The organism is Haladaptatus marinus, assembly GCF_051194195.1.
In genome coordinates this window covers 183,136-208,144 of record NZ_JBLZNK010000006.1, presented here as the reverse complement: position 1 = coordinate 208,144, position 25,009 = coordinate 183,136, and the positions used below count along the sequence as shown (strand labels likewise).

Below are 25,009 nucleotides of genomic sequence, written 5' to 3'. Positions count from 1 at the left end.
CCGAATCGTTACTATCTCGGCCGCCAGTCGTTTCGACCCTTCTGCTGCAATCACGAGCATATTCGGGACTGGCGTGCATGGGGCGCGATCTCCGACATGAAATCCTGCATCTGCAGCACCTGGCAATTGAACCTAATAGCCATTCCCCGCGATTTGGAGGGAAGCGTTTGCAGCTCGATGGATTGAGACGGTATCGAGGGCGGCGGAGGTCGCGAGTTCGACGATATTCTCGTCTGTGATACGGTCTATGTCGATGACGAGGAGGAGACCATCGAATGCAAAGACACGGATATTGGCAAGGCGAATGGTCTCGTTTTCTTTCTCTTCAACGAGCCTAGCGGCTCGGGCGGGCTTTGTGACATTGGAGGGCAAGTCCATCGCCGGAACGTTTGATTGTGTTGGGCATTACTGATTAGTATTGTATACTAACCCAAGAACGTTCGCCCCATCTCTTGATATTCGGTTCTGTTTCACTCTGCATTAGACACAGCAGATAGCACCGATCATTGAGATGCGCCCACCAGTATACCTATTCTGCGGCGCGTCAAATCGCAGATTATGCCTATTCCGAATGACCTGGAGAAGTACGACGCACCCTCGATCCTGACCCCGGACGGGATGCTTTCCGACGCACGAGAGTCCGGGGCACCACTCGTCGAGGACGCGCCAGACGGCGTCCTCCTCTGTTACCAGTCTCACTTTTTCGACCGCGTGCTCGACGTTCGCGAGACCGAGCCGCTCCACGGGGAGAGCGACCTCCTCGAATTCGAGCTCCATCGGTTCACCGACCTCGATACGGACGCCGAACTGGGAATCCTTGGGCACTTCGGCATCGGCAGTCCCACGACGGCAGTACTGATGGAGTTGCTGCAGGCAGCCGGGACAGAGGCGTTCCTCTCGGTCGGCTGGTCGGGCTGTCTCCAGCCGGACGTTCCGCAATCGCACTATCTCGTCATAGACGAAGCCATTCGGGACGAAGGCGTCTCACACCACTATCTCCCAGATTCGGAGCGAATCGATGCCTCGGACGCGATGGTCGCCGAACTCGAACGCGCGGTTGAGATGGCAGGCGGGGAGTTCGAGGTCGGAGCGACTTGGACGACTGACGCGCTGTTCCGCGAGACTGTCCCCGAAATCAAGGGGTACGGCGAGGATGGCGTGCTCGCGGTCGACATGGAGGCGGCCGCGACGTTCGCTGTGGGCGACTACCGGGGACTGAACGTCGGGTCTCTGTTCTTAATCAGCGACTACCTGACGACTGACGATTGGGATCCCGCGTTCGGGGAGAGTCCCGACGTCGTCGACGCGCTTCCGGTGGCGATGAACGCACTTGCGGGAGTGCTGGATCAGTAACCCAGATTGTGACGGTTTCACGAAATCGGGATGTAGAGGATCTACAAACGATTCTCGGCGGAACCGGACAAATCCGAGGAGTAGTCGGAAAGATTTCTGCATCGATTACTGACTGACGAGACGGCTCAAGTGGTGATCCCATTGTGTCACGGTTCTCTACTCAGCAAGAGACAACGTCTCGTCCAAGGGTTTACGTACTGATTGCCTCAATCAATAAGTGCCAATGGTTGCACAGGGAGGATCACCACTCACACCGCTCGCTCAAGACGCCCTTGACGCGCTTGCGACAGCATTCCGGGATGAGCGAGAATTCACGTACGAGCAAGCCTATGCCATTCTCAAGGAGAAAGAAGATCTCGGGCGACCGGCTGCTGAGGATATTATCGAACGGCTCTACAATAAGGGCCATCTGTATGAAGTCGAGGGGAAACTTCGACTCACTGATTACGGATTTACTCGGTAACGACCGTCCCAATGATGAGACAGCACTAGTTCAGTAGCTGTTTTTTTGCGTTTATGCAGGAGAGAGAATGTGGCGGGGCAAGCGCGGATCAGGAGTGATGGCGCCAAATCCGGCGAATGTTAGAGCTGCCCTGCCACATGCTAGATAATGTCTTGTATTGCTTGCCCAAAGTAAGGAGATGACGTCTCATTTTCGGAAATTAATCTGAGTGCTGGTGACTGCACACCCCCAGAGATCGGTAAGCACAATGTCTAACTCATTATCTTGTCTCTGGCTCTGCGGTGTGTTCGACAAGAACAATTCCATTCCCATAGAGATCAGTCGCGATGGCTTCGATTCCATAGGGCTGTTCTGTCGGCTTTGATGTGAATTCAACACCACGTCCGCGCAGCGTTTCATATGTTGCCCGGCAGTCATCCACGGTGAAGGCGAGTGCCGGTTGCTCACCAATCATCGCAGAACGACGGTCTGCCTCCTCGTCCTCGAACCAGTCAAGCGGTTCGAGGACGATTTCCACGGTATCATCGTGTTCGGCACCGACAGTAACCCAGCGACGATTCTCGGGACCAAACGTCTCGTCTGCAGTCTTTCTCAGGCCAAGCTTTTCTGTGTAAAAGTCAAGTGCTTCGTCTTGGTCGCTAACGATGCGGGTCGTGAGACGGAGCTTTTCAATCATGGTTTTCTCCGTCTCTATTGATACCGTTCAGTAGCAAATACGCTCGCCAAGCAGACTGAAAGTGACCATCAGTCGCTTTGCCATCGACACTTGGTTGCGTCGTGTCGTCCGCTATCTACTTGTCCTACAGGGCGATATTTAGGATCTTCACCAACCGTTTTGGCTCCATCAAACGCTCTCACGGAGCGACGCTGCGAGTGACTCGATGGCATCTTCCGCGGCGTCGATGTAGTGACCGAGATTGACAAACCCGTGGATTTGCTGCTCATAGTGAAGGTGATTAACGGAGATACCAGCGTTTTCAAGGCGATCGGCGTACGCGAACCCTTCGTCCCGCAAGGGATCGAATCCCGCTGTGAGAACCGTCACGGTCGGAAGATTAGCGTGGTCGTTCGCGCGGAGCGGGAACGCATAGATGTTGGCGCGATCTGCCTCCTTCGATAGATATTGGTCGAGGTACCACTCTACGCTCTCGAACTCAAGAAAGTAGCCGCTGCCGTTCTCATCGTATGAATCGAACCAGCGGATGTTTGGCGGGTTCACTGCGGGATAGATAAGGAGCTGGTGGGCGAGGTCGGGACCACCACGGTCGCGGGCCGCGAGTGCAACCGCAGCAGAGAGGTTTCCACCGGCGGAATCGCCCCCGATGGCGACGCTGTCACCATTGCCCTGGAGCGTCTCGGCGTGCTCGGCCACCCACGCGGTAGCGTGATAGCAATCCTCGAACGGAACTGGGAAAGGGTGCTCGGGTGCCCGACGGTAGTCGATGGCAACAAGGACGCTTTCTGATTCGTTCGCCAGCTGGCGTAGCATTGGATCGTAGGCGTCAACGGAACCTCGAACCCAGCCGCCACCATGGAGGTACACAAGGATACGATACGGTGCCTCGCCCGACAGCGGCGTGTAGATCCGCAGTGGAATCGAACCGTTCGGTCCCTGTATTTCGAGGTCAGTCGTCTCCTCGACATCCGCATCTGGTGCATCGCCGAAAAGGTCTTCGAGCAGCTGTCGACCTGTCTCCACGGAAAGCGTCCACGATGGCGGGGCGACGCCCTTCTCGAACTGGTCGAGCAGTGTTGCCGCCTGCGGATCGAGCAAATTATCAGACATACGATCACATCGAACGCGAAACAATAAATGTGTTAGCGATATCCACTATTTCATGGGCCGAGTCCTAGTCATAAATTCAATCGCCATAGAAGAACGACGCTGACGAGAGTGTATTTGTATTGAACTCACTATTAGGTGGTGCGTTCCTGATCTTGTGCTGAATAGAAGATACGTATCTTGCACGACCGATCGGTACGGATTAGTCGATAGCTACACCCCGCGGAAATATTAATAATCCTATACCACATATGGTGAGTGATTATGAGCGTGTCCACCCCACTGACAGTCCAGCGGGTCTCCGAACTCGTGATGGCGAACCAAGCAATCCGAGCACCCTATTACCAGTCCGCCCACGACGAGGGGGTTCGTTTCACAGATCTGGATAGGGGGCTCCAATGGGGTGCCGACGTTATTCCAGCCTTGATGGGACTTTTCCGAGTCGAGCAAGACACCCGGGACGACCATCCCGACGGCTGGGTGGGCTTTGCTCGTCACTGGCGAGGAGCGACGTTGTGGCTGGACTTCGACCTGTTTTCTGAATCCGAAGAGTCAGACTCGATCTTGGTCGTAACCGCGATATCAGGCCTGGATGGAAAGAAAACCATCGTGGACGAGGATTTCGGGGAAATCGAACTACCGACCCAGGTTCCGACACAAGAGGAATGGGGGGTACGACAAAAACAGTATCAGGCGGTGCGAAGGAAGGACGATGCCGATGGATCGGCAGCGGTAATGGCGTACATTGCAGCGCTGCCGGGGTGGAAGAGGGACGTCGCGACACAATTCGACGAGATCATCCAACGCGAAGTGTCCGATGTACGCCGCGCTGTGAAGTATCACCAGCCGTTCTATGGCGTTGAGGATCAGGGATGGTTTGCGTCATTCAGTGCGTTCTCGAAACACGTGAAACTGTCATTTGTGTGTGAAACGCATCTTGAGCCAGAGCCGCCTAGCGGGACGGCTCCGGAGCGACAAGCCCTGGATCTGAAGGAAACAGACATGATGGATGAAGAGCAGGTTGCTTCCTGGGTTCGGCAAGCCGCCGAGAATCCGGGAATGGGCTGGTTAATTTGAATCAATCTGGCCGCCGTGGCCATGTCCATCGCCACGATCTCAACTATTCCACGGCAGCCGCAGTTTATGCAGTATGTTCACGGCAGGAAAGAGTCACTATCGTCAAGTGGTGTAACTGGATCAATCATATCTTCTCCATATGACCATGAGAGAAGTCCATAATTTGCAAGGCGAGGAAGATGTTCATGTTCGAGACTAATACGCATTTGCTCTTGTTCGGTTGGTGTAACATCCGTGACTGGTCGATTATTTACTCGACTGGCGAGTTCTACCGCCATCTGGGAGAGTGGGATTTTAGTTTCTTGTTCGATGAGATAGAAAATCAAATGCCGACGCTGTTCATTCGCGAGTAATTTAAAAACTTCGTCAGGTGTGGACATCAATACGTCGGAATCAACCGATCCTAGCAATTGTTGCAAATATATGATATCATACGTCCATTCTGTATTGTTGGTCATTTTGACATTGGTTTCTGGCTGATATTTATCTATAACTTTTCCACCGATCTTATTGTGCGATACTACTATTTTAACGAACTAAAATATTTATAGCGTATGGAATAATATTAAATTTTTATAATATATAAGCAATTCTATGTCGTACAGTTGTGACCGATATCTCTCAGCTATTATTTCGACTCAATAAAATCAACATTTATTCATTAATCGCGGAGTGTACTGTGTGGAACGGGGTAGTTACCTTTTTATTCTATTTCATATTTTGGCTATATGACTGATTAATTCCAAACATATTTTTATTTCTTCGGCTCAAGATTCATAGAGTAATATGAGAATGGAGAGAAATGGGAACAATAATCCCTTCATTTGTGGGGTAGAAGCACCACTTGAGATACAGTACGACCAGCAACGCGATCACTCACTGAGTGCCGTCATTATTCAGGAAATGATTGAGGCAGCTGGTGTAGAACCTTCTGACATTCCTAACCCTCTGTATGAGAGTGTCGACCCAGATGCTTTAGAAGAGTTGTTCCAACCACTAATGGATGGAACTCCTCGAGAGAATTATGAGGTGTCATTTGCATTTGCAGGCCATTATATTACTATCCGAGATGGTGGACGTATCCAAATTGAATCTGAACTCGGGCGATTGAAGCGGACTGGTGGGAATATTCTGCTTACTGGTAACGTCCCAGAGGATGTTCTTGATCAAGTAAGCGGACAGCTCCTTGGTGAACAGTCATTAAACCGGACTCCTGTCATCGCACAGTATGGAAAAGATGCTGAGGTCGCACAAATGCGACTCTCACAGGTTGATTCTCCCCTGGATCACGCTCATATTCTAACATACAGGGCGGATGCTCGGTCAGCTACACAATTACAAGCGAGCCAGCCGAGTCAAATCGCTATTTCATACGTTACAGGGACGTTTGAGGAGTTCCAGGTTGCAATTCAAGACAAAATATCCGATTTGCAGAACCAACAGAATGGATTTGACCCCGCCGAGTTACGATTCTGCTTTGACTCTCTTCGATTGCTTATTGAAGAAACGGGCATTGAAACTACTAAAGAATTTATATCAAAAACCGTCAAAACAGTCGACAGCGTCAACGGATTAGGTCACTATATACACTCAGGCACATTCGATTCGGACTCTGTCCAAGCAGTAAAATCGAAATTTGATGTGGTGATTGAATTACGGGCAAACACCAACGGATTAGAACAACGGTTGCATCTTCATGGGACGAATCATACGACACAATGGTTCCCAATATAGTACTCGACGAACGAGGTGGTTGCATACTGTCGTGGAGTGAGAGATATTCAATAGTAAAGGATATACAGAGGATAGTATCCTCTGAAAACCAATGGCGGTGGGATGTATGAAGCCGATATTTCGATCCTCTGGAGACTCTTCTATTACGATTATCGATCCGATTCAGCGGCGTCAGTATCCATTACAATTATCAATGAGTCCTCGTCTTGAGCCAGCTGATACTGAACAATTCTATTTCCCGGTAGATAATGCAGTTACTCTGTCAACGGAAAATATTGTACTACCATATGTCGTCGGAGTACACGTCCGAACCCTAGAGGGAGAGACCATCGTTAGAGCCGAAGAGTTTGCATACGAGGAGTTGCCAGAACAGGAGTATATTGTTGAACTTAACGGACGAATCAAAGTATATCTACGTGTCACCAGTGAGCTCACGATCGCGTCGTCAACAGAGCGCATGGAGCTTGATTTTGGGACTACAACACGTGTTCAAGTTGGTGCTCGTTCATATCATGAACGACCAGGAACCACAATTACGACGACAACAGAGCCCTCTGATGTGATGAAAGCCATTTCGACATTTGGGTCAGCATTAAAAACCACGAGTTGTGAGCGCTCACTTCCGTCACTCCGAGGTCATCCTCCACAGATCGAACTAGGTGACGAACTTCAGATTCCAGAGGAATTATCTACACCTGAATCCGGCATAACTATTGAAATACCACCGAAGATCGAGATGATTTACCCGGTGAGCACACTTGTGTACTATCTTGGAGCAAATGTTATACCTGGCAATCGTCCTCGGTTGATTACTGATCGTGGATTTTGCCGAGCTTTCGATCGTTCAGTACGAGCTTTTGAAAGCGAAGTCGAACAAGTATTCAAGCAGATATTCTTCTTCGATTGTATTACTCGGACTGAAGGATATTATCAAATTGAGCTCAATGAGCGGCAGGCAATTGAGAAATATGTCGATTTTGCGTTCGATGAATTGTATCAAAAACCACTTGCTGAGCAGATTGAAGCATATCTCGATGTTCCGTTCCATTTAATCAAGAAATTCCTTCCGACGTGGCCGTTGACAACGTATGCTACCGATGAACTGAGAAATGTTGAATCACTCCCATTTTTAGCAAATAACTTTTCACTCATTAGAATGGCGAAAAAACAAGAACACAAAACTGAGATGACATTTCCGGATCCAGTCAGTGGGTTTTTACGGAGCAGCGGGACTGAGGATAGAGGACACTCAGTTGATGAGTATAAGTCGTATGTCTCTCCCCCAGAGACTGATTCTTTAGAACGAGCATGGCTTGGGACTGGAAACCCCCTTGGTGCAAACAAAATCATCAAGGATGCATTTGATAATAAACTCGACCGAGATTCATCCACCGATGGCATAAAAATTGCTGTTGTCTGTAACGAATCAGAAATGAGTCCCGAGTACGACGATGGAGATAATCTCTACGGTGAACGAGACGAACTAGAATTCAATATTGATGTGTATCGTAACCTATCCGTTGACGAGTTGGAAACGGTATTTGCAACTGAAACTGACTTCCTCCACTATATCGGGCATCTGACAGATGATGGGTTTGTCTGTCGAGATGGAGGACTCGACATCAAAGACGTCGATGACGTAGCAGTTGATACGTTCCTACTGAATGGGTGTCGATCATACGAACAAGGCAAACAGCTAATCGAAGCAGGAAGTATCGGCGGCATTGTAACGTACAGTCATATCGGAAACAAGAGTGCGACAACAATCGGACGACTAATTGCCCGTTTACTAAATCGAGGGTTTTCACTTCGATCGGCACTCACGCTGGCACGTGAACATCAAATTGTTGGAAATCAGTATCTCGTGGTTGGTGACGGGAGTGTAGAAATCGCGCAAAGTGAAAACGGGACTCCAATGAAGTGTTCGATTGAATCTGGTTCAATAGATGACGATTTCGAAGTTAAATTAACGACATATCCGACCCTCGAACAAGGGATGGGATCGTTATATAGGCCATATATCGATGAGATCCAGCCGTACTTTTTGACTGGTGGTGATCTTCCCACCTTCACACTCTCAGATGACTCTCTCTCCCAGTTTTTACGGTTAGAACAAGTTCCAGTTCTCTTTGAAAACGATTTAGGTTGGTCTACCGAATTCGAGGTGGATGATCTCTGATTTATGAAATTGTATTACCGTTAGCAGCCGCTACGTTACCAGTTTGCGCGAGCAACAGGCAAATGGTAAACAGGACGCCGAGCATTCGGGGGTTCTCTGCGAAGTATGCCGCTAACGCATCATTACTCATCGACATGCGAGCAATGCTTAGGAAACCTTTATCTTATCCTTTCCTAAATCCGTCGCGCAGAATAGTCGTTGATAGTTTTATTGCACAATTGGTGGGGGTTCACAACAATTATTAAGGTAATCAATAAGATAAATGTATCATATTTAAAATTGCAATACAATCAAATATATATATCATTTGAACAAAAATGGTTACGAAATGGTTCCTGAGGGTGAGTAATCTTATATTCAACTTAATAAAAAATTGGAAAGAGGCCGAATTTTTTATTACGTGGGGTCAGAGAGGACAGATCATATGGCACTCTCAGACATTGCGCGGCGATGGCTCTCTGTAGATGAGAGCGTTATTCGAGAGTGTCGCCACTGCGGGACGTCGCTCGAAACTACCACACAGCAATGCCCTACCTGCGGATCGACTGAAACCGTAGTTTTCGACGTCTCCTAATCGCATTTCACCATGTGTGGGTGCAAGCGTGGCTTCCAACACCAACTCCTCAGCGTGAAACAACCTGTTCGACTCAATAACAAGTGATCGGAACGCAGTATACTACGTTGAACAGACGCATTCGTGCGTAAGTACACGTCTTCGACTTATTGGCCCTCGGTGCGTTTCTCGTGTAAGTTGACGAGCTAGGTTTTCTGTTCCGAACGCTGGATCGTCTCGAAAAGTTGAGGGCCTTCGATGCTTTCGCGTCGTGGTTTGGTAAGCCGTCGTCAACGTTTTCCTCAATCACGTACGCTTAGTCAAGATTAATCACAAGTTGGAATCATCCTAAACGTCAGACCACATGAACTGGCACGTCAGATAGGCCAAGGACACGCTTCGTCGTCGAACCAATAAGTGGCTTGTCAGGGTCTGACCGTCCTCGTCTTCCCATCACCACCAGATCGACATTATTTTCATGGACATACTCAACTATCTCGTTTTCCGGGATTCCGGATTTTACGACGGCAATGCAGTCGACTCCACTTTCTTCGGCTTCCTCTTCTACTTCGTTTACAAATGCACGTCCCTTTTTTTCTAGTCGCTGCCGTGTCTCCTTGATATCGCTCGGAATTGCGACGAAACCTGTGTCCCCCATGTCCATCACGTATAGTGCGTGTACTGTTCCATTGCTTTCCTTTACGAGTTCTACTGCTTGTTGGGATGCGCGTTTTGCTGCTTTACTCCCATCCGTCGGCACCAAAACGTGTTTGTAAGATACTCTCCCCGTTTCGTCCATAGATACTGCTTCAACCCGGTGTCTAATGAAAGAACACTCATATTTTCGCCCGTTGTTTACTTAGTCGAACAGATATTCCTTGTCAAAAACGACGCTTGTGTTAGCGTCAACCGGTTAACCGTGGACGATGGAATGCGTGGACGAGGATTCCTCGCTTTTGTTCGGGCCAGAGATTATGATGCAGACGGAGGACGGACTGCCGATGCGGCTTGCGTCGCGGTAATCACTCTCGGCATGAATCGTGAAATCATAATATTACCGAATCAATGTGGAATATCCGGCCCAGCCATCGACGGCGAGTGTGTAAGCAAGTTTACGGCGCGTATCCACGGCCTAAAGACCGTGGTATTGCGCCTGTTCAATCTATAACGCTGTACCCTATGCATTCTTCATCATCTTCTACTCTCATGCACGTATTTAATAGCCACAAGACTTGAATATCAGACAACGTGTCGGTGGGGTGGAGAACTTATCCTTTTTAATCGCTAGATTTCATTGCCGCGATTCTCGCTCGCATCTCATCGATTTGTTCATCGAGGTTTTCGATAAATGAGCGTGTTTGATCGGTGCTCACGGCACCTTGCTGTGTTGGATTGATTAGGTTCTCTTCCTCGAGCACTCGAAGGGAATACCGGACTTCGTGATGAGCATGATCCGATTCGTTCGACATCTTCACAATTCCAATTGGTCCGTTATTGACAACCATCTGAAGAATGTGCAGATGGCGTTCAAGTATGTCGACTTCCTCCTCAACACTGTCGATCATTGTATGGTATCTCAGGAATCTGTGGCGTTATTCGTTTTCATCCCGGCAGTGTTTGACTCTCAAGTTAATAGAATATTCACTCATCGAAAATAGGGCAAGCAGTCAGCGTTTGATATCTTGAATTACTGTGATGTCTGGAGTGGTTCGTAGATGGGGATGGTATTGTTCCTGTAGGCGATGATGAGATCGCCCTCGCCCGTGAAGCGCTAGTTAGTATTGAATTCTAACAACGACGAGTTTTCCGTGGAGGTGCGGTCTGAACATGAACACGATGGTGTTCACTAGTTGTGTTCACTACTGTATCTCAAAGCTGTGGGGTCACATTTTGTAGATGTGGTTTCCGAGATTGGTTTTCGAGACTCATCTCTCAGCCGAACCGTTGCATGCCTTGAGGCACCGTATTCGAACGTATACTCGTTCAGAATATAGAAGACGACTACCGACCAGAGTGCAGTTCGTTAGTTTCCGTCGACGAACGGCAGGTGTAACGAGCACAACCCTAATCTCGGTCTTTGCGTTTATCGAACACGACGTACTCGAGTCAACAGCTGGTCTATTACATTTTCCTACTGTAATTGGATCAAATAATACTCGAAGAGATTGGTCGCCGGAATATTCTGCTGTATTATGAATGTATTTCTCCTTTCCTGAAAGATTTCACCTATGTCCCTCAACCAGTCGATTGGTGCGCTTCTGGCTCGCCTAGCTGTTGGCAGTATTATGATCGTCCACGGTGCTGGAAAAATGTTCTCGGTCGGTCCAGCCGTGATGCCGATGACTCAGTTTACAGGATTTCTCGCCAGTCTCGGTATTCCTGCACCATCTGTCGCCGCATGGGTCGTTGCACTCGTTGAACTCGTCGGCGGTCTCTGTATTCTGGTGGGCTTTCTCACACGTTTTGCCGCACTCGCGGTTGCGATTAATATGCTCGTTGCGACGCTCCTCGTCCATCTTCCGGAAGGATTCTCTGACTCGGAGCTCACTATCGTGCTGTGTCTGGTTTCGCTGGCCCTCGTGTCAATCGGGGCGGGTAACCTATCGGTCGACGAAGTCGTGGTCGATGATCGGTCGACTTCGATGGTACCAATCGGTGAGTAACCGATCGATTAGTCTCTCTTACCGGCATTCTGTACGCCGGATCCCATTTCTAGTGGTTCGATATGCTAGGGCCACAACCCCCGTGCTTCGTGAGCTTCGGCGATTCGTGAGAGGGCGACAATATAGGCTGCATCGCGCCACGTGACATCACGCTGTTCGAACTCTGATCGAACCGCATTCCAGGCAGCCTGCATTTCCGCTGCAAGTTCGTCGTTCACCCGTTCAAGCGACCATGCCCGGCGATTGATGTCCTGAAGCCACTCGAAGTAGCTCACCGTGACTCCGCCAGCATTGGCGAGAATATCGGGCACAACTGCAACGTCTCGCTCGGCGAGAATCGAATCAGCCGTGGACGTTGTCGGACCGTTCGCACCCTCGACGACGAAATCCGCGGCGATCGCCTCCGCGTTCTCCTTTGTAATCACGTTTCCAAGCGCGGCTGGAATGAGTACGTCGACGTCAAGGGTGAGCAACTCGTCGTTCGAAATGACGTTGTCCGCGTATTTGGTGACGGCCTCTGGCTCTTCGTCGTGAGACGGAACCGAAGCCGTATCGATTCCCTCTGGATCGTACATCGCACCGTTCACGTCACTGACTGCGACGACAGTCGCTCCCCAGTCGTCGAGTAGTCGAGCAGCATTCGCACCGACACTCCCGTAGCCCTGAATCGCAACCGTCGTCTCATCGAGTTGGCAGTCGTAGTGCTCGCAAACCAGCTGCGTGATGATCGCCACACTCCGTCCGGGAGCTTCTTCACGGCCTTCACTGCCACCGACGATGGGCGGCTTGCCGGTGACGACACCCGGTGTTGTCTCGCCTTCCTGCATCGAGTAGGCGTCCATCAACCACGCCATCGTTTGGGGATCTGTCCCCATATCTGGGGCTGGGATATCCTGGTTGGGGCCGATAACGTCCCGAAGTTCCTGTGCGAACCGCCTGGTGAGTCGCTCTTTTTCCGCCGAACTCAGCTCCTTGGGGTTAACAGCAACACCACCCTTGGCACCACCGAACGGGAGATCCATGACTGCGCACTTCCAGGTCATCCACATGCCGAGTCCGACACACTCGTCTCGGGTCACTTCGGGATGGTACCGGAGCCCGCCTTTGAATGGCCCTCTGACACTGTCGTGTTGTGCTCGGTAGCCGGTGAACACCTCAACAGTTCCGTCGTCCCGTTTGATCGGAACCGTTACCTCGTGAACCTTTTTTGGGAACTTGAGTCGTTCGACGATACTGGAATCGATATCGAGATGATTAGCAGCATGATACAGCTGTCGACGAGCCGTTTCGAGTGCGGATTCGGATGTGGATGATCCTGCCGGTGTATCTCCGGACTCGTTGTGGCTGCTATTGGATGTCGATGCCATTGTTATTCAAGGGATGTCTGCCGATTTCGCATCGAACCGCTGCAGTCTGGGCACGAGACTGGATTGCTATCAACGATAATAATATTCCCACATTCGAAGCACTCGTACGGACGTTCCGCGTCTGGATCGGTTTCGACATCTCTCATAGTAGATCATGAGCGCCGGCAGGCGTTCTGGGGCACTCTACAAAGGCGTAATAAGTGTATTAGGGAATATTCGGGTGTTAATCACCAAACCCTTCACTGAGACTGTGGTTTGTTATTTAACCAACCCTGAAGAGGGAGTGACGGCGAGGGTATCCTCTTCGAAGAGTGTCGTAAACAGCTTGCGCTGAACTGTACGTGCATGCTTATAGAACGCAGGTGGAGAGATTCCAAGTGTCTTCGCGATATCCTCTCCCGTGCTTTCGCGTGGCGACTCGAAGAAGCCACTGTAGTAGGCTGTCTGAATCACCTCGAGCTGTCGCTCGGTCAGCTTTTCGAGGAACTTCGAGTAGAGGTCGTGTTCGATTGCTTGGTTGAGAGTCCGCTTAGAGCGGAGTTCGACACTGGAGAATGACTCACGGACGAGTTGTGTGATCGTTCTGACGTCGATACTATCCGGGATATCGATGACGAGCGTTGTGGCGGTCGAACCAGCAGTCGCCTCTCGGAAGACAGCACCGTGATCGGCTAACTCTAAGGCGAGAAACGGCTGTGTGAGCCGCAACCGGAGGACGCCACCCTCACCGTCTGCACTGATTTGCTGTACGTCGTCGATTGCGACCAGCTGTGATGCAGCGTCAGCGACATCCTCCGGAGACGCATCTTCGACCGTGACGAACACGTAACTCCCCTCGGTGGATTGCTGAACACCACCTTGATACGAGAGAGTGCACGCTGTGTCCTTCGCAAGTCGTGAAAGGATGAACGTCGAGTCGTCGATGGCAAACTCGACGCGGGTCATCGACGTCGTGAGCAGTGCGTTCTTCCGTTCGATCGCACTGAGTGCCGACGCGATGGTTTCGCCGAGCTCGGCTAGGACGGCCTTCGCGGTGTCGTCGAACGCCTCTTGTGTCGGTGCATAGACCGTCAATACGCCGTGTCTGAGGTCGTTGTATACGAGCGGAATACTTAACACCGAGAGATAGTCGCGGGTGAGTGCGTCCTTTCGCCAGGCTTCATCGCGAAGTCCGGCAGCGACGTTAGACACCATCGTCACGTCGCCAGTGGCCGCGGTTTGTCCGGCGGGGTCTGTCCCTGAGGCTGCGACAGTGAATAACTGGCTATCCAGATACCCCTGGTTGATCCCTGCCCAGGCTCGAGGATCGACGGTGTCGGTCGTTGGATCGACCGTCCCGATCCATGCGAACCTGAACCGGTCGTCGGCGGTCAACAGCTCACAGACGGTATGGTCGATTTCCTCGCGTGTTTCAGCTTGCACGAGGGCTTGATCGATCTCTCGAATCGTCTCGTTGATGCGATTCAAGGCGGTCAATTGCTCGTTTTGTGTCTGGAGTGTCCGGTCTTGCTCCCGGAGTCGTGATTCACGCGTGATGCGGTCGAGGGCTGCCTCAGCGGTAGCTGCGAGCAAATCGGCCAGTTCTCGGGCCACGTCGTCATAGACACCGACCTCGTTCGAGCCCGCGATGAACACGCCATGGTTGCCAAGTGGAATATAGGTCGCACTTCGGAGGTCTGTCGCCCGGTTTTCGAGCCGGTCTGCGTCGTGGACGTCGTCGAAAAATAGCGACTCGTCCTCGACGAAACTGTAACTCGGGAGGGTTTCGCTGTTGGTCTGCACAGTTGGGAGAGGTCCGTACAGTTCTTTCATCCTCGCGGAGTGTGCTGCAGGTCGGAGCTCGTTGGCATCACCATCGAAGAGATAGACAGCACTCGCATCGAGATTGAGCACACCGGGCGTGTCATCTATAACGTGCTGGGCGATTTCCTGGTGGGTTTCGGCGTACAGAAAATCCCGAGCGGTCTCGTGGAGTGTTGCGAGTGCCTCTTCCCGTTGCTTGCGCTTTGTAATGTCCCGACAGCTAATGAGGAGGGTTCCGTCCTGAATCGAGACTTCACGAACGTTAACCAGAAGCGTGTGTTCGCGGCCGGCTTTGTCTGTCGCCGTCGTTTCGATGTTCTTGAGGACGCCTTTCCCTGCGAGTTCATCACGGTCGAACAGGTCTTCGCCGAGGAGTTCGTCGATGGGCCCCAGTTCACGAATCTCTGCAGCCGTGTAACCGAAGATGAAGTGGACATTGGGACAGACATAGGTGTATTCCCCGACTTCGTCCGTGATGAGGACGGTATCGGTCATGTTGTTGAGCGTAACGCGGTGGAGCTCCTCGGACTGACGGAGGTTCCGTTCGAGATCGACGCGATCGGTGATATCGACGCCTTCCACGACGATCGAGACAAGGTCGCCGCGTTCGTTCTCAACCGGACGAAGGGAGAGATCGATCACGCGCGAGCCGTCGATATGTGGCGGTTGTGAGACGACGACATTACCGAACGTACCGTCAAGTGCGTTCTCTACAATTTGGTGTACCTCCGCCTCTGTCGCATCGGTCTGTGACCACCACGGAAGTGTCCAGAATGGCTCGCCGACGATGGCTTCGACGTCCTCGTCTATCATTTCCCGTGCCGTCTGGTTCACCCGGGTGAGGGCGCCATCAGGATCGAGCACCCACGTCGCCGTCCGTGAATCGTTGAAGATCGCATCGAACTGTCTGGCGCGTTCCCGTAGGGTGCCCGATCGCTGTGCGGATCGAACCGCCCGCTCGGTTCGATCTAATAGCTCTTCAACCATCTGTTCGGTCGAATCCGTCAGTGCGACGTAATCGGTAACCCTGGCTCCGATGGCCTCGCTAGCGATGGCCTCACTTCCGGACGTTGTACCGAGTATCACAGGGAGTGCGGTGGTTTCACTGCGGATCGCTCTGAGGAGTTCGACTCCGGTTGTCTCCTCTAGTGCATACTCACTGATGAGGCAATCAATGGGCTGCGACTGGAAGACCGCAAGCGCCTCCGATTTGGTCTGAACCCTCTGGATAGTTGTGTCTGCCCGTGTTTCGAGCACCGTAGCGAACTGTGTGATCCACTCACTTGTTCCGACAAGCAAGACGGCTGACGAATCAAGGATGGTTGTGGAAGATGGCACTATTCGGTACCCACGTGTCTGCGGAAGTACAGTTGGATGTCGGCCCGAACCCAGCTTTGCTGTTTAGGAACGAGATTCATGATCATCGCTTGTTAACAATCTAACCTACGAAAAACAAAGACATTTGCTATGTAACCCCTGACGAAACTTTTCTTGAACGGCAATAGTTGAGACTGATTCTCTCAATGTATACGCCTCACTGTCCCCTCTCCAACCGCAAACCAAGACGTACTCGTCAGTAGTTATTGGTTGTTTACGGAAGATTCGAGGAGAAAGCCCCGTCCTTGAGGGCGGGGAGGAGGTCAATTGCGCTTAGCTGTTGTTTCAACGCGTAAGTCGTACTGTGGAAAGATTGATTATTGACACGCACCAAATCATCATAATCCATTAATGTGCTAAAAAATCTATAACAATAGATAACTATATTTCCTTCTGTGACCATCTATTTATGAATTCTATGAATTCAAATCAACTTCCCCAGACCCGCCGAACAATACTCAAAAAAGGAATTCTTGCGACAGCGACCGCGGCTATCGGTGTCCCATTAACCACGGGACTGGCCAGTGCCGAAGCCTGCTGTAAAACTTGCTGGGTGGACGTCAAACCCGACAGCTGCCCGAACTCGATCAACCCCAAAAACAATGGTGTCGTCTCCGTAGCTGTCGGGTGGCCCAACCTAAAAATGAACACCATTCGTCTCGTTCCATCGGCTGGAAACCCTGACATCCAATTTACCGGCTGTCAGGATTATCTGAATCCGGATTGGAAGGACGTCTCCTGTGAAGACATTGACCAACTCCTTTCGGAATCCGATGGTCGAGAGGCCAGTGCGATCCGAATGACGCGAGAAGACCTCAACGGCGATGGTGACAACGAGACGGTATTGAAGTTCAACACACGTGATCTCGAACTCAGGTCTGACGACGAGTATCTCGTTCTCGAAGCGGAGACCGGAAGCGGTTGCCGCCTACTCGGTATCGATAGCGTCAGAGTTGTTGGAAAATCGAACAACCGTAACTGATTTTTTGATCGGTGAAATCGCTCGCGATAGTCGTCTAAGTCATTTCGTCCTCCAGTTGTACCTGAGGTCGTACTACCTGATCCACTAATCTCCGACCACAGACGCGGTGGCCGGTACCACCTTTCCTCCTCTCCTGGTTTGTAGCCGATAGCTGCCGATCCAATTGCCGTCCTTACGAGTAGCCGTCCAGTGTCAGTTCCGAACTGTGTCAATTTGAGACGTCCACAACCGCGTTTACGCTGGGATTCGTGTTAGACTTGTCACCCTCTCGGGTGTGATTTCGTCCCGGCTACGCTACCCTCCGGTAACCTGGTCTGTGGCCGGAGCAGCGTTCGTGTCGCTGTTCGTTACCTCACCGGGCAACTCGACGTCGGCCTTGAGGACAAGACGTGTCTCTTTGTAACTCAACCCGTCCTTCGACCGTTGGCGCTTGATCTTTCCAAGGCGTTCATTCGAGAGTTCGTGCATCGCGTCCATTGTCCGGCGAGCGAGTTCCTGTGAGTATTTCTTGCTCACACCGGACTCTTTCAGCCGAATCCACTCGGCGAGGTCTGAGGCGTCTAAGTAAGCTCGAATCTCGCCACTGCCGGTCGACCAGAGTGAATTAGTCGATGCTAGTGATTCGACTCGTCGGCAGATGCTTGCATCGATTGAATCTTGAGGATGAGAATATTGTTTGTTGTATCCGTGCTATCGAGTTCACCTTCGATTTCCAGGTTTGAGAGCGGGGTCGGTCCAACACGAACCAAATCACCAGTGTGGAAATCGCTCAAAGACCCTTGAATATGAACCTCCGCACGGCAGCGCTCTGGGTGATGCACGCTACTCAACGAAATCTGATCAACAGTTGCGTTCTCGACAGGCTCATCATTGTGAACTAGCGGTACCTCCGCAGCTTCATCCAGTGTCTGGATATCGAGCGCATTAAAGGCGGTTGCCGTAGGTTTGTACCCACCCTTCGGTCCAGGCACTCCTTCGACGAGTTGGAGCGCTTTCAGTGATTGCATCTGATTCCGGATCGTCCCTGGATTGCGATCGACTTCGTCTGCAATCTCTTCACCCTTCACTGCGTCTTCGGACTCGCTATGGAGATTAACGAGTGCAGTGAGAATCGTCTTCTGACTTGCTGTCAGCTCGATCGATGACATATCGAACTCTCTCATCTTCCGGCGGATAAATCCAGCCTTTTAAAAATAGTACTATATATGACATTGCCATTCCTCTTTCTTGTTCACCTCTTCCATACGATTGTGAATGTATAGAGCTATTATTGCGATTCGTCCTCACGGTATGAAAGACCGTGAGGACGAATCGACGACGTGCAGAAAACTGAGTGATATCACTTCTAACAACCTTTCGTCATATGTGCTCTCGTCTGGCGCCAAATTGGTTTCACTGAATATCTACTGTTTAGCTGAATACAGGCACTAAGCCCCCTTCTCAGCGAGTGCGTTCTGTTAGAGGGACTTCACCGTCTGTTCTCTCTCCCACGAGAGTTCACGAACTCAATGACTTCCGCGTGGTCAACTGTCCACCAACCATCTTGTGAGCTGACGTACTGCTCACGGAATGCAATCTGGTAGTCTGCTGGATTCACATTGAGATTGCTATCTACGATACTTAGTGCGTGTTCAAGAATCGAGCGAGCGACGTTCGTTGGCCCTGCTCCGCTGTAGCCCCACGTAAAATCGTCTGGAGACGATTCCGTGTATGGAACGTGCGGAATCGGGATCCCATCGAACAAAATTTCGTTACGGCCTGTTCCGTCGTAGTCTTCGACTGCCGTATAGACTCGTGCCGCCATACTTGTTCACGGGTAGATGGTGTAATGTACCTTTGTGCTGCTGTTTAGATAATTCATTCGTCTACGACGATTCCCACTACCTATTCATTCCACAGAGTCCGAATCCGCTGTTCGATCTCGTCAAGAACGAGCGACTGGACATCACGATAATCGGCTGGCCACGACGCATCCTCACCCAGCGTCGGGGCAGTGGGTGGTGGGTGAAAATGATCTCGCATATTATGCGGATTTGGATGGCGATCCCAGCGACACTCCCAGGCTCTATCAGCGTGCACTTCTTGATAGTGGATTTTGAAATCATCAATGGTGTACCACCAGTCAGCGAGGGTCGCCTCATCCACCAACGTTGGATAATACGGCTGGGCAAACGTAACGCACAGTTCGAGCTGGCCGTGGTCATCAGTGATGCCTGCTTGTTCGACTTGCTGTGTGGCGGTGAGCCTGGTCTGTAGAGACTCAAGGATTGATCGGTCGATGGGTGCAGGACGGCTCCCATCGCCAGTTGGCGACACCATCGCTATCCTGAAGCCTGTTCGTGTTCGGTGGCTCCAGCACGTTGTTGGCGAGCGCGTTCGTAGCGTGTTCTCTCTTGTCGAGCGGTCGTCCAGTCGCCGCGATCGTACTACTGTCTCTTTCAAACGGGTTACTGACACCGTCGTCAGAACCAACTCACGCTTCTCTGTTCACTTTCCAACCGCAACACAAGACCGTACTAAGCAGTAATCGATGGTTGTTTCTTTAGTATGTCTGTACATCGAGATTCGGTATTCGTTCGAAGTGCGAGTCGTTCCGGGTTAGGACTGGTTCGTCCTCTTGGAGGGCAGTTGCAGCGATAATACAGTCTTCACGGTCGATCCGTTGCCCATCGCTAATGAGATCCCCACTGAATTCCCCTGCCTGTGTCATGATGCGGTGGTCAGCAGGAATGACGTGCTTCGAGTCCAAGATATTCAACACCTTGCGTTTTTCGTGCTCTGGTTTGTCCGATTGCTGGATTCCCTCGTAGAGTTCGAAGGACGTAATCGACGCTACCTTTTCTGGGCGATTCTCACGCTCTATGAGCTCAAGTTGATCGAGGGCATCGGCATCACCGTTGAGGACATCGATGAGGAAGGCCGTATCCTGAATCATCCGATTACTCGTTCAGTTCCTGCTGCAGTCTGTCACGACGTGCACGTGATCGTTCACGGCCCTCCTCGATTACCGCTTCGAGCTCGTCGGTGTCATCATCCCAGATTCCTGCAACCTCGCGCCACGATCGTTCGCCAGCGAGTCGCTTGACCACGGTGCTGAAGCTTTCTCCCTCGCGTTTGTGGGATTTTAGCCGCTCATACGCTTCGTCGTCGAGCGAGATTGTTTTCGTCCCCATGGTACACAGTAGTCTGTGTACACTTATATACTCTCTGTTCACATTATATCTGCTCTCGATTACAACGTTGTAATAGAGGGGATCGCGAACGTGACTCCCTCTGTTTCGCAGAAATAGACGCACTCCACCGTACCCAACCCACTACTACCATCATGTGTCACCGCCAAGGCGATGTGACTCTCGTGTGGTGGTGCCGAAGAGGGGTTCTCCGAACCCCCGTGATTACAGCGGTGTAATTAGCGACCTCCGGTTGTTCTCTCCGTGTTGGCTTCGTGTGCCCGCATCCATCCCGCTAGGTCGGGATGGGAACGTGATTTCGATGTGATGGCCACTAACGCCCATCGCGTCGTCGACGGACAACGTACGCGATGTTTTAGTAGCTCACGCCGGGGACGCGCTCTGCCATCTCTTCCATCACCCGATAGCCGTCGTTCTTGCATACACAGCCGTAGTGGGTTACGATCTCTCGATAGCCAAGGTGGGCAAGCATCACATCGTTCGTCTTGGCGACGTTCTTCGCGTGTGAAAACGATCATACAGTCTTCGTGCCTATTATTCTTGAAGCCACAATCGGCTTATTGTGAGAACCGAAGGTCTAGAGCATGCCCCGGTTTCAGACCGTCCTGTTTGATATGGATGGCGTCCTCGTTGATTCGGAATCATTTTGGCAGCAATTCTGGCGTGACCAGGTTTTTGCTCACGTAGAAACTGGTGACCCAACCCTGGAGGACGTGAATGGTCGCAATTTCCGTGAGAGTCTCGACGATCTTGCAGCGACGTATGGTCTTCCGGATAAACCTGAGTACTATGCACGGCAGTTCGAACTGGCTGCTGAGACGGTGTATGGCGAGCAGGTATCGATTACACCCGGAATCCCAGATTTCTTTGCGACGCTTCATGATCGAGATGTCAACGTTGGAATTGTGTCGTCAGCACCAGCCGACTGGATCAATATAGTCATTGAGCGGTTTGATTTGGCACCAGTTGATGTCCTGGTGAGTGCTGAACAGATCGATCTGCCAGGCAAGCCAGAACCCTTTATTTATGAGCATGCTGCTGCCGAACTCGATGTCTCTCCTTCCTCGTGCCTTGTTGTTGAAGACTCTGTCAACGGTATCCGAGCAGCAGCACGAGCAGGCAGCACTGTGATCCGGTTTTGTCATGGGGCTACTGTGCAGTCTACCGACCACACTGACTTTGTTGCCAACTCTCCAGGCGATCTTCAGCGAACCATCCTCGAATTACTTTCGTAGTTTTCTCTTCCCGTTTTGAAGAGGACTCGGTATGAATTCGCGTTCTAGTATTGCCATCGATAACGGAAAGTTCGAGGCGAAAGCCTCGGCCTTCAGGGCGGGGATGAAGCCGACCAACAGTATTCAACCGCCGACGATGGCACGGCCCGTGCGATTCGAGTGGGACGCCCACGAGTGGGCGGGGAAACCACACCCTCACGAAAGTCCCAAAGAAGTGCGCACGAACCCGCAAGTTGTCTCCGTGGGTCGGTAGCCGAACCCCCAACGGAGGAATCCTCGCGCTGTAGCGCGGGGAGGATGTCAATCTGAGGAACTAGAGGGTGATACCACTGCTCCTTCATCGATCAAATCTATCTCGATTTCAGGCTGTCACACCCGTTGTGACCGGCACTACGAACGAAACCACCGTTTAGACCTAAGATACTACCACACTACTACTGAAGCTGTCGAGAGTTTGGAACAGAAGGTGAACTAGCAACAGGAGCAACTCAAAGCTCTCCACGACGTCGACAGGCTCATCATGGGTCACCGGGGAACGCAACTCGCAGGAGCCGCGTCGGCATACCTTCCGCCGCTCTCTGCTCACAAAGACGCGTTCTGAAGAGAGGCAAACTAATTAGCGGATTCGCTCCATAGTTCTTTCTAGCACTCATGTACGAGGATATCTTGCTTCCATTCGATGGAACCGAAGGAGCGGCGGAAGTACTCCACCACGCCGGCGAAATTGCACACTGGGGCGATGCGACGATACACGTCCTCTACGTAGCCGACACCACTCGTGACAGCGTCACCGTCGTCGAAGGCCATCCTGTGGATGCACTAGTTCAAGAGGGGGAAGCCATCGTCGAAGAGGCTGAGGAAACCCTGCGTACGCTCGGTGTCGACTACGACTCCGACGTCGTCCAGGGGAATCCAGCGCCGACGATCGTCGAGTACGCTGAGCGCTACAATCACGATTTGATCGTGATGCCGACCCACGGCCGGGAGGGTATCTCCAGATATCTCATCGGGAGCGTGTCCGAGAAGGTCGTCCGCCTGTCGCCGGTGCCCGTTCTCACGGCCCGGATGCAACCCGACGAACAGTTCGCGTTCCCCTACGAGAACATCCTCATCCCAACAGACGGCAGTGCAAGCGCCACCCATGCCGCCCAGCACGGGCTTTCACTCGCGGCAGCCCTCGATGCAACTGTGCATGTTCTGTCCGTCGTTGACGACACGTGGCTCGGTCCGGACATCCGATCGGCTATCTCGAACCAGGAGAGTGAGCAGGCAGCGACCAAAGCTGTGGACGACCTTCTCTCGGAGGCGGCGACACACGGCATTGCGAACACTGTTCGATACGTCGAATACGGGCAACCCATCTCGGAAATTCTCGACTGTATCGAGACGAACGACGTCCACGTCGTCGTGATGGGTACGACAGGAAGACGTGGAACCGACCGCATCTTGCTCGGCAGCGTCGCCGAAAAGACTGTGCGCTCTGCACCAGTCCCCGTTATCACGGTTGGAGAAACAGAGTAAAGCGCCTGCTCTCGTGTTTAAAAACGAGAAATAAGAGCTATCCGGGGAGGAAAATGTTGATGAGTGCAACGACGATACCGGCAATGCCCATTCGGATTCCGGCGACGTACCACCGCTGACGCGATATCGACGCCATGTACGCGCCAAAGGCGAACAGAACGCCGCACGCGATTGCGACCGAGAGAATAGTGGCGTGGAGCAACGAGAGTGCCGCGCCCTGAAACAGAAACGGAACGAGCGGCACCACGAGACCACATAACGGGCCGAGACCGCTCATGAGGGCATTGATGACCTGGTTGCTGGTCTTATCCCGCTCAATTCGCGTGTCGCTCAGGTCGGTGAGCATCGCATCCTCCAGGTCGTGTAGTTCGGCGCGCATCTCGGCGCGTTCGATCTCCCAGACGCTCCAGACACCCGAGGTCGTCAGTCCGACGGCGCCACCGAGGCCGATCGCAATGACCTGTAACCCGTCCGAGACTCCAGAGAGATACGCGCTGACGGTAACACCGACGCCAGTCAGTGCACCGTCAAACCCATTCGAGACGAAGTATCGTCTCGCGATCGGTCCAATCCTATCGTCGATACGTTCCAAAAGGGACGCCGAGTTTTCCGCTCTCATCAGTCCTGAGGCGTAGGTGCATCTTCGACAAGATGCTCTCCACAAACGACCTGGTCGACCGAGTGGATCGTTCCTCCTGCATCTTTGACAGATGCTCTGACATCGTCGTACTCGATCCCATCGCCTTCGAGCGTGAGTTTCAGATTTTTAACTTCTTGGTCAAGTTCGATGAGCGTCGCGTTGACAGCAGCGACATTGCTCGTCCCGGCGACGTGTTGAGCGAATTCGATCGTCGACGGTTCGTGCGGTTTCAGTACGTCAATAACCAGCCGCTTTACAGGGGCCATCATACTATCTTACAATGCACAGTTTAAAGTTCGTTTGGTGGACGAATATCAGAAAGATCGGATTTGAATCGATACTTCGGTATAATTCGGCACTTATTAGCGTTCAGCGGGAGACCAGCGAGACAGAGATGTCCAGCAAGGCTACGTTCGAAATATTCCATGACAAGGCGGGCGAATGGCGTTGGCGACTCGTTGCCTCAAACGGGAACATAATCGCGGATAGCGGGGAAGGGTACCAAGCGAAACAGGGAGCAAAACGGGGGATAGAAAGTGTCAAAAAGAATGCTGGCAGGGCCGACATACGGGTCGTCGATAACACTTGAGCTTGGACGCTCAGACTGCTTCTTCAATATGTTCCCCAGCAGATACGGAACCCATTCGATTGCAGTACGTGGTTCAGCTCCAACAGCTAGGCTACGCATCTGGCTTCTAGAGTCTGTATCGGTGACAAACGAGTGGTCTTGTCCCCATCTATCCGAGGTATCGCTACTCACAGGTTCTCTCGCTCCTAGATAGCTGAGCGGGGGCGTAATGGGGCTGTACGCAGTCTCACTACGTTGGTAGAAGGAAGAAAACTCGCGAGCGAATTTTTAAATTTCGGGTTTTTCGCCCCACGAGGGAGGCAACTTCTGGTAAGTGGGAGTGAAACTCTCAGACGAGGGGTGCATCTCTCTCCGGCTTCTATCGATGAATTCAGCGCTTTCAGGGCTCAGAACGGTAAGTTAGTGAGTAAGTCGAGTAATGAGCGATTCGAACATTTCAGCACTTGTAAGCGCCGAAATCGGATATCTGAGGTATATCTTGTGTATTATACGGCAGAGA

29 protein-coding genes and 2 pseudogenes are annotated in these 25,009 nt (G+C 51.8%); 11 read left to right on the top strand and 20 right to left on the bottom strand.

Features of this window, described 5'->3' with window-relative positions:
* Positions 1 to 132 precede the first annotated feature (132 nt).
* The gene (locus ACN2TU_RS20990) at positions 133 to 378 is read right to left on the bottom strand and encodes a hypothetical protein (RefSeq protein WP_435158164.1); all 246 of its coding nucleotides are present in this window, start codon (positions 376 to 378) and stop codon (positions 133 to 135) included.
* A gap of 180 nt (positions 379 to 558) precedes the next feature.
* Between ACN2TU_RS20990 and ACN2TU_RS20985 the strand changes: the two genes are divergently transcribed.
* On the top strand, positions 559 to 1,353 hold the full coding sequence (locus ACN2TU_RS20985; RefSeq protein ID WP_435158162.1) for a nucleoside phosphorylase: 795 nt from the start codon (positions 559 to 561) through the stop codon (positions 1,351 to 1,353).
* 223 nt (positions 1,354 to 1,576) lie between these two features.
* Positions 1,577 to 1,816, top strand: coding sequence for a hypothetical protein (locus ACN2TU_RS20980; RefSeq protein ID WP_435158160.1), 240 nt, complete (start codon positions 1,577 to 1,579; stop codon positions 1,814 to 1,816).
* Between the two features lie 259 nt (positions 1,817 to 2,075).
* On the opposite strand, the gene ACN2TU_RS20975 is transcribed toward ACN2TU_RS20980, so the two are convergent.
* Positions 2,076 to 2,492 (bottom strand): VOC family protein, encoded by a 417-nt coding sequence (locus tag ACN2TU_RS20975; RefSeq protein WP_435158158.1) that lies wholly within the window; start codon positions 2,490 to 2,492, stop codon positions 2,076 to 2,078.
* A gap of 168 nt (positions 2,493 to 2,660) precedes the next feature.
* Positions 2,661 to 3,602: an alpha/beta hydrolase gene (locus ACN2TU_RS20970; protein WP_435158155.1), complete on the bottom strand. Its 942-nt coding sequence runs from the start codon at positions 3,600 to 3,602 to the stop codon at positions 2,661 to 2,663.
* A 261-nt stretch (positions 3,603 to 3,863) separates the two neighbouring features.
* On the opposite strand from ACN2TU_RS20970, the gene ACN2TU_RS20965 reads away from it, so the two are divergent.
* Positions 3,864 to 4,676 carry a DUF1801 domain-containing protein gene (locus tag ACN2TU_RS20965; RefSeq protein ID WP_435158153.1) on the top strand — a complete coding sequence of 271 codons (813 nt, stop codon included), beginning with the start codon at positions 3,864 to 3,866 and terminating at the stop codon, positions 4,674 to 4,676.
* Between the two features lie 77 nt (positions 4,677 to 4,753).
* Here ACN2TU_RS20965 and ACN2TU_RS20960 read toward each other — a convergent pair whose 3' ends face one another.
* Positions 4,754 to 5,134: a DUF7344 domain-containing protein gene (locus ACN2TU_RS20960; protein ID WP_435158151.1), complete on the bottom strand. Its 381-nt coding sequence runs from the start codon at positions 5,132 to 5,134 to the stop codon at positions 4,754 to 4,756.
* A 328-nt stretch (positions 5,135 to 5,462) separates the two neighbouring features.
* On the opposite strand from ACN2TU_RS20960, the gene ACN2TU_RS20955 reads away from it, so the two are divergent.
* Both ACN2TU_RS20955 and ACN2TU_RS20950 read left to right on the top strand, forming a co-directional pair.
* Positions 5,463 to 6,410, top strand: a complete 948-nt coding sequence (locus ACN2TU_RS20955) for a DUF7504 family protein (protein WP_435158149.1) — start codon at positions 5,463 to 5,465, stop codon at positions 6,408 to 6,410.
* 91 nt (positions 6,411 to 6,501) lie between these two features.
* Positions 6,502 to 8,589, top strand: a complete 2,088-nt coding sequence (locus tag ACN2TU_RS20950; RefSeq protein WP_435158147.1) for a hypothetical protein — start codon at positions 6,502 to 6,504, stop codon at positions 8,587 to 8,589.
* 1 nt (position 8,590) lies between these two features.
* Here ACN2TU_RS20950 and ACN2TU_RS20945 read toward each other — a convergent pair whose 3' ends face one another.
* The 4 genes and pseudogenes from ACN2TU_RS20945 to ACN2TU_RS20930 all read right to left on the bottom strand — a co-directional run.
* On the bottom strand, positions 8,591 to 8,719 hold the full coding sequence (locus ACN2TU_RS20945) for a DUF7503 family protein (protein WP_435158424.1): 129 nt from the start codon (positions 8,717 to 8,719) through the stop codon (positions 8,591 to 8,593).
* A 778-nt stretch (positions 8,720 to 9,497) separates the two neighbouring features.
* The gene (locus tag ACN2TU_RS20940; protein ID WP_435158145.1) at positions 9,498 to 9,941 is read right to left on the bottom strand and encodes a universal stress protein; all 444 of its coding nucleotides are present in this window, start codon (positions 9,939 to 9,941) and stop codon (positions 9,498 to 9,500) included.
* A 478-nt stretch (positions 9,942 to 10,419) separates the two neighbouring features.
* Complete coding sequence (locus ACN2TU_RS20935; protein ID WP_435158143.1) at positions 10,420 to 10,707, bottom strand: hypothetical protein; 288 nt, start codon at positions 10,705 to 10,707, stop codon at positions 10,420 to 10,422.
* A gap of 395 nt (positions 10,708 to 11,102) precedes the next feature.
* Positions 11,103 to 11,186, bottom strand: a pseudogene (locus ACN2TU_RS20930) (type II toxin-antitoxin system death-on-curing family toxin); the annotation flags it as partial.
* A gap of 184 nt (positions 11,187 to 11,370) precedes the next feature.
* On the opposite strand from ACN2TU_RS20930, the gene ACN2TU_RS20925 reads away from it, so the two are divergent.
* Entirely contained in the window at positions 11,371 to 11,805 is a 435-nt protein-coding gene (locus ACN2TU_RS20925) for a DoxX family protein (RefSeq protein ID WP_435158141.1), read from the top strand.
* A 65-nt stretch (positions 11,806 to 11,870) separates the two neighbouring features.
* On the opposite strand, the gene gdhB is transcribed toward ACN2TU_RS20925, so the two are convergent.
* The 3 genes from gdhB to ACN2TU_RS20910 all read right to left on the bottom strand — a co-directional run bounded on the left by gdhB (position 11,871) and on the right by ACN2TU_RS20910 (position 16,313).
* On the bottom strand, positions 11,871 to 13,178 hold the full coding sequence (gdhB, locus tag ACN2TU_RS20920; protein WP_435158422.1) for a glutamate dehydrogenase GdhB: 1,308 nt from the start codon (positions 13,176 to 13,178) through the stop codon (positions 11,871 to 11,873).
* A complete protein-coding gene (locus ACN2TU_RS20915; RefSeq protein ID WP_435158139.1) occupies positions 13,175 to 13,318 on the bottom strand; it encodes a rubrerythrin-like domain-containing protein in 144 nt (47 codons plus the stop codon). Before ACN2TU_RS20915 ends, gdhB begins: the two co-directional genes overlap by 4 nt.
* A gap of 112 nt (positions 13,319 to 13,430) precedes the next feature.
* Positions 13,431 to 16,313: a bacterio-opsin activator domain-containing protein gene (locus ACN2TU_RS20910; RefSeq protein ID WP_435158137.1), complete on the bottom strand. Its 2,883-nt coding sequence runs from the start codon at positions 16,311 to 16,313 to the stop codon at positions 13,431 to 13,433.
* A gap of 457 nt (positions 16,314 to 16,770) precedes the next feature.
* Here ACN2TU_RS20910 and ACN2TU_RS20905 point away from each other — a divergent pair, with 457 nt between their 5' ends.
* On the top strand, positions 16,771 to 17,334 hold the full coding sequence (locus ACN2TU_RS20905; protein WP_435158135.1) for a twin-arginine translocation signal domain-containing protein: 564 nt from the start codon (positions 16,771 to 16,773) through the stop codon (positions 17,332 to 17,334).
* Between the two features lie 294 nt (positions 17,335 to 17,628).
* Here the strand turns inward: ACN2TU_RS20905 and ACN2TU_RS26990 are convergent, their stop codons facing one another.
* From ACN2TU_RS26990 to ACN2TU_RS20870, 7 genes and pseudogenes are all read right to left on the bottom strand, one after another.
* Positions 17,629 to 17,973 (bottom strand): DUF8008 family protein, encoded by a 345-nt coding sequence (locus ACN2TU_RS26990; RefSeq protein WP_472850215.1) that lies wholly within the window; start codon positions 17,971 to 17,973, stop codon positions 17,629 to 17,631.
* Positions 17,949 to 18,482: an Rrf2 family transcriptional regulator gene (locus ACN2TU_RS20895; protein WP_435158131.1), complete on the bottom strand. Its 534-nt coding sequence runs from the start codon at positions 18,480 to 18,482 to the stop codon at positions 17,949 to 17,951. The genes ACN2TU_RS26990 and ACN2TU_RS20895 overlap by 25 nt, the downstream gene beginning before the upstream one ends.
* A gap of 320 nt (positions 18,483 to 18,802) precedes the next feature.
* Positions 18,803 to 19,138, bottom strand: coding sequence for a DUF6166 domain-containing protein (locus ACN2TU_RS20890; RefSeq protein ID WP_435158129.1), 336 nt, complete (start codon positions 19,136 to 19,138; stop codon positions 18,803 to 18,805).
* Positions 19,139 to 19,218: 80 nt separating this feature from the next.
* The gene (locus ACN2TU_RS20885; RefSeq protein WP_435158127.1) at positions 19,219 to 19,653 is read right to left on the bottom strand and encodes a toxin-antitoxin system TumE family protein; all 435 of its coding nucleotides are present in this window, start codon (positions 19,651 to 19,653) and stop codon (positions 19,219 to 19,221) included.
* Between the two features lie 2 nt (positions 19,654 to 19,655).
* Positions 19,656 to 19,757: pseudogene (locus ACN2TU_RS20880) on the bottom strand (DUF7342 family protein); the annotation flags it as partial.
* A gap of 119 nt (positions 19,758 to 19,876) precedes the next feature.
* Positions 19,877 to 20,269 (bottom strand): PIN domain-containing protein, encoded by a 393-nt coding sequence (locus ACN2TU_RS20875; protein WP_435158125.1) that lies wholly within the window; start codon positions 20,267 to 20,269, stop codon positions 19,877 to 19,879.
* Positions 20,270 to 20,273: 4 nt separating this feature from the next.
* On the bottom strand, positions 20,274 to 20,507 hold the full coding sequence (locus ACN2TU_RS20870) for an antitoxin VapB family protein (protein WP_435158123.1): 234 nt from the start codon (positions 20,505 to 20,507) through the stop codon (positions 20,274 to 20,276).
* Positions 20,508 to 21,109: 602 nt separating this feature from the next.
* On the opposite strand from ACN2TU_RS20870, the gene ACN2TU_RS20865 reads away from it, so the two are divergent.
* From ACN2TU_RS20865 to ACN2TU_RS20855, 3 genes are all read left to right on the top strand, one after another.
* Positions 21,110 to 21,760, top strand: a complete 651-nt coding sequence (locus tag ACN2TU_RS20865) for an HAD family hydrolase (RefSeq protein WP_435158121.1) — start codon at positions 21,110 to 21,112, stop codon at positions 21,758 to 21,760.
* A gap of 31 nt (positions 21,761 to 21,791) precedes the next feature.
* Positions 21,792 to 22,013, top strand: a complete 222-nt coding sequence (locus tag ACN2TU_RS20860; RefSeq protein WP_435158439.1) for a hypothetical protein — start codon at positions 21,792 to 21,794, stop codon at positions 22,011 to 22,013.
* A 398-nt stretch (positions 22,014 to 22,411) separates the two neighbouring features.
* Entirely contained in the window at positions 22,412 to 23,281 is an 870-nt protein-coding gene (locus tag ACN2TU_RS20855; protein ID WP_435158119.1) for a universal stress protein, read from the top strand.
* A 37-nt stretch (positions 23,282 to 23,318) separates the two neighbouring features.
* Here the strand turns inward: ACN2TU_RS20855 and ACN2TU_RS20850 are convergent, their stop codons facing one another.
* Together ACN2TU_RS20850 and ACN2TU_RS20845 are read right to left on the bottom strand one after the other, a co-directional pair.
* Entirely contained in the window at positions 23,319 to 23,900 is a 582-nt protein-coding gene (locus ACN2TU_RS20850) for a VIT1/CCC1 transporter family protein (protein ID WP_435158117.1), read from the bottom strand.
* Complete coding sequence (locus ACN2TU_RS20845) at positions 23,900 to 24,187, bottom strand: DUF211 domain-containing protein (RefSeq protein WP_435158421.1); 288 nt, start codon at positions 24,185 to 24,187, stop codon at positions 23,900 to 23,902. Before ACN2TU_RS20845 ends, ACN2TU_RS20850 begins: the two co-directional genes overlap by 1 nt.
* 128 nt (positions 24,188 to 24,315) lie before the next feature.
* On the opposite strand from ACN2TU_RS20845, the gene ACN2TU_RS20840 reads away from it, so the two are divergent.
* On the top strand, positions 24,316 to 24,510 hold the full coding sequence (locus ACN2TU_RS20840) for an HVO_2922 family protein (protein WP_435158115.1): 195 nt from the start codon (positions 24,316 to 24,318) through the stop codon (positions 24,508 to 24,510).
* Positions 24,511 to 25,009: the final 499 nt, after the last annotated feature.